The organism is Nostoc flagelliforme FACHB-838 (assembly GCF_014698065.1).
Lineage (GTDB): Bacteria > Cyanobacteriota > Cyanobacteriia > Cyanobacteriales > Nostocaceae > Nostoc > Nostoc flagelliforme_B.
Genome location: NZ_JACJSI010000496.1, coordinates 1 through 3,803, shown reverse-complemented (window position 1 = coordinate 3,803; position 3,803 = coordinate 1). Strand labels below are relative to the sequence as shown.

Annotated in this window: 5 protein-coding genes and 1 pseudogene; all 6 read right to left on the bottom strand. The window is 39.4% G+C overall.

Going from position 1 to position 3,803, the window contains the following annotated elements; translation table 11 throughout:
• Positions 1–93: 93 nt before the first annotated feature.
• Positions 94–600, bottom strand: a complete 507-nt coding sequence (locus H6G97_RS47335; protein ID WP_242056115.1) for a hypothetical protein — start codon at positions 598–600, stop codon at positions 94–96.
• Between the two features lie 199 nt (positions 601–799).
• On the bottom strand, positions 800–1,900 hold the full coding sequence (locus H6G97_RS47330) for a hypothetical protein (RefSeq protein WP_190947282.1): 1,101 nt from the start codon (positions 1,898–1,900) through the stop codon (positions 800–802).
• Positions 1,901–1,965: 65 nt separating this feature from the next.
• Positions 1,966–2,448, bottom strand: coding sequence for a hypothetical protein (locus H6G97_RS47325; protein ID WP_242056114.1), 483 nt, complete (start codon positions 2,446–2,448; stop codon positions 1,966–1,968).
• A 119-nt stretch (positions 2,449–2,567) separates the two neighbouring features.
• Positions 2,568–2,780: a hypothetical protein gene (locus H6G97_RS47320; RefSeq protein WP_190947281.1), complete on the bottom strand. Its 213-nt coding sequence runs from the start codon at positions 2,778–2,780 to the stop codon at positions 2,568–2,570.
• 340 nt (positions 2,781–3,120) lie between these two features.
• Entirely contained in the window at positions 3,121–3,639 is a 519-nt protein-coding gene (locus H6G97_RS47315; RefSeq protein ID WP_242056113.1) for a DUF192 domain-containing protein, read from the bottom strand.
• Positions 3,636–3,803, bottom strand: a pseudogene (locus tag H6G97_RS56505) (AAA family ATPase); the annotation flags it as partial. The pseudogene H6G97_RS56505 and the gene H6G97_RS47315, both read right to left, overlap by 4 nt.

Here is a 3,803-nt window from a genome sequence, read left to right as displayed (position 1 = left end):
TAGAATGACTTTATCATCAAAGCCTCATTGCTCAACCTCCATCTCCAAAGCGATCGCTACCTTTCTTGGCTTCTTAGTATACGTGTACTATATTTAGATGCGTTTGCCCTGAGTGATTGATGCTAATTTCTTGAGAAAGGCGGGGCGAAATCCTTCATTTTCACTTAAAGCAAATGCAGCATCATAGGCTCTAGTTGTAACCCTACTATTAGATTTGTTATTAAGTCTACCTACTTCTACCCCAGTATCTTGTTTAGTAATAGGTTCTCCTTTCTCATTAAATGCTTTTACTAATCCATCCCAATTAAACGTAGTAATAAATGTATCAGATACAAATTTTTTAATTACCTCATCAGACCGTTCTTTTGGGTCTACTGCTCTAGCAGCGATTGTCTCTCCTGATGAAAGTTGTACTAATGCCAATTGTTTTTTATTTAAAGCACTAATTGCTCCATATTTTAAAAATTGTAATAACCGAGAAAGCGCAGCCATTGAAAAACCAGCGAGAGAAATTATTCCAATTCTTGTTGTTACATATTTGTTGTAACTAAGTAATTGTAATGGTTCTTTTGGTTGAGGTTTATTTTGATGATTTAGCATAGGTGTTATTGTAAGGATTCAGGAGCGGAGCCGGAGACTCCGAAAGCTCTGGTCAGGATTCAGGAGTCAGAATGTTGGAGAAGAAAATTGAATTCTTTTCAATCAATAGAAGAGTTATCCGCTCATTGCTTTTAAATTCTGGTTTCTGAATCCTGTACATGGATAGCGGGGCGTTTAGCCCGTGCTGAATTCTTACGTGTTATTTAGCTAATTTTCCGACTAAACTACCACCTTTAGTAGCAACACCTTTAGCAACCTCAATAGCAATCCCACTATAAGTTTCAGTAGCTTTATTAATTTGAAGTAAAACAGAAACGCCACCACCAGCCGCTAAACCTGTAGCTAAGAATGGCGCAATTATACCAATTGTAAATAGGAAGAACATTGGCTGATAAGATTTAGAATCAGCGACTAATTGCCCGGCGAAACCAACAATGATATTGAAGCAGAGCTTGCCAAAACCTATACTGAAATATCCGACTAACCAACTGTAGATTGATTTAGCTCCATAAGGTAGCAGAGAACCACCAACAGCTATAGGCCCCAGCAGTGCTGTTACGAGCATAGTCAGTTCAATTCCCCATTGGTAAGCCCCATTCATCCCGACTAAAATTATCGTAACTATGTCAGTAACAGCAGACCCAACAAAAGCATTAATGGGAGATAAAACTAAATCAATTCCATTTGCTTTACCATCTTTCACATCATTAAAAGCATCGATAGCGCCATCAACTGCATCTACAAACCAAGAAAAAGCTCCATTGTTTTTGTTAAACTTATCTGGATATTTTTTGGTTAAATCTTCTTTAGCTTGATTCAAACAGTTGATTTCTTCTTGTTGACTTAAAGATGAATTTCTACATTTATTTACAGCAAGGCCAATAGCGCTACGTGCTGCTTCAGTTCCCAATGCACTTTCATACGCTTGCTTGAGGTCAATTCCCGCAGCAGCCTTACTAAGAACTATATTATTTACATTATTTATATAGTTTCTAATCCCCAAAGTTGATTTTCCTAAAGCATCTCCACTATTACTTAGGAGATAGACAACTATTAACGGCCAAATAAAATCAGTATAAGCTCTTTGTTCTTCCCCCGCCATCATTTTTTTTGTCCATTCAACGACAAAGAAAGTTAGTGTTGCTATAGCGAATAAAGCTCCGACTGTACAAATTGCTGAATAAACACCACCTGTAATAGTTTCGTTCCAAAGCTCATCAAATCCTTGTGCTATTGAAGCTGCATTTTCTTTTGCTAAATCAGCTAAATCGCCACCATCTAATTGCGCTAGTAAAAACATGGTTTGAATCCTTGCTCAATACAGTAATTTGGAACAGTAATTTTGAAAGATATTTGAACGCTACATCAGTCAGCAGAAGTAGGATCTAGCCGTGCATTAAGTATGACTTCATGTAGTAGAGACAATCTGCCATCATCTTGGGAGTTCTCCTTTTTCCGTTGGGAGTCAAGATGATCTGCCACTTGCGTCAGCATCAGGTTAGAGTAAGCATTGTCCTGTCGGGCTAACAGCGAATCAGTACGTTGTTCTGCTAAGATCGACACAATTAAGCCGTTCTGAGCAGCGATCGCTTTGAGGATGTTCTGAGAAGCGTCCATATTTTGAGCTTGGGAGGCGATATCACTGGCTTTTTGAGCAATTTGTGCAGTAGTATCAATTTTTTCTTGAGTTTGCTGCTGTCCTTTTTCGCTGATCACGCTAGCGACAGAAGCCAAAGCTAGGTCACGCGAAAGCTTCTGTGCTTTTTCTTGAGCAACAGGATAAGAATAATCATCCTTAAGTGAATCCTTCAATTGATCAGCCGAAGCAATTGGGTCAGGCGCACCCAATTGTCCGATAGAACTTTCAATTGCCGCCGACGCGTTTTCTTTAATGTCAGCCCAAGCACTGTTAATCTCATCAGATGCCCAGGTTTGAATTTCACCAACTTCACTTTGAAGATCCGAAACTAATGAATTGATAAAATCGTTAATACTGAAACCATAACTAGGTGCAGCTCCATCAATATATTGTGGACGGACATCTCTGCTATCATCAACACACCAGTCACACCCATGAGTGTAAGTGTGCTTTTTGTCGCCCTGTCATTCTTTGGAGAAGGTGAGAGGGTTGCCGTTGCCGAAGCCGAAAAACTTTCTAGATATTCGTAGTCAGTACGCATCTCGTTCTCCTGAACGATTGGATGAGGAATACGCACATTCTTAAATAAGTCAGCTTCAAGATGGAGACACTTTAGTACTAAAAAAAAATAGCACAAAAGTACTAGTATAATATTGCTAACATTCATTCTCTAAGTATTTAAAAATCAATTATATTGTTAGCAACCTTTTTGCTTGACATATAATCCCTGCAATTATTTATTAGTATAAATATTCTTGTAATTAGCTCAGTAAGGTAGAAATGTGGAGATTGACTTTTGCTTGGTTTTGTGTGTTAAAGCCTGTTTAATGCAATACACACGTTTTTGGCAAATTGCCATCATAGCCTGATCGCAATCGATATCATTCTTTGGCTGATAATAGCGGTTGGATGTTAAGCCGATCGCCAACCTTGATATTGGCAGCGCCTGTTGCTAACTCTAGCACTTGATTGGCAACTTTCCCCTTGTAGATGGGGCAAGGGGTTTTGTAACACGGTTGGGCATTGTAAACCGCAGTTGTCACCACATTGTCCTTAAGATAAAAGATGTCTAATGGAAAATTTACCTTGTACATCCAGAAAGGCACGTTGTAAATTTCTCCTCCCAGGTTGAATAACATTCCGCGCGAGCCGTTTAAGGATGCTCGAAATTTCAGCCCTTTCTCTAATTGCTCTGGCGTAGAAGCGGCTTCTAAGTTAAATGTGCGCTTGCCAAGAGTGAGAATGTGCGTAACTGGTAAATCCTGGGGACGAGTTTGGACGTAACCAATTGCCACAGTACCAATGATAATTGATACTCCAGCGACAGGGCCTAGTATGTTCAGTAAGTTGAAGGCAGTAACGTATAAATCCTTTTCGGAATTAATTTTTAAAGTTTTCATGTTTCACCAAAAATATCAACATTGCCGAGACTATATATAGAAGAATCAATTGGGCTAGATGGAAGGCCATGTAAACCCGCAATGTTACGCATACTTTCAACTCGGTCAGCTTCACGGATGGCCAGAGGATTCATACTCTGCCTTGCAGCCAGCAATGCCGATAA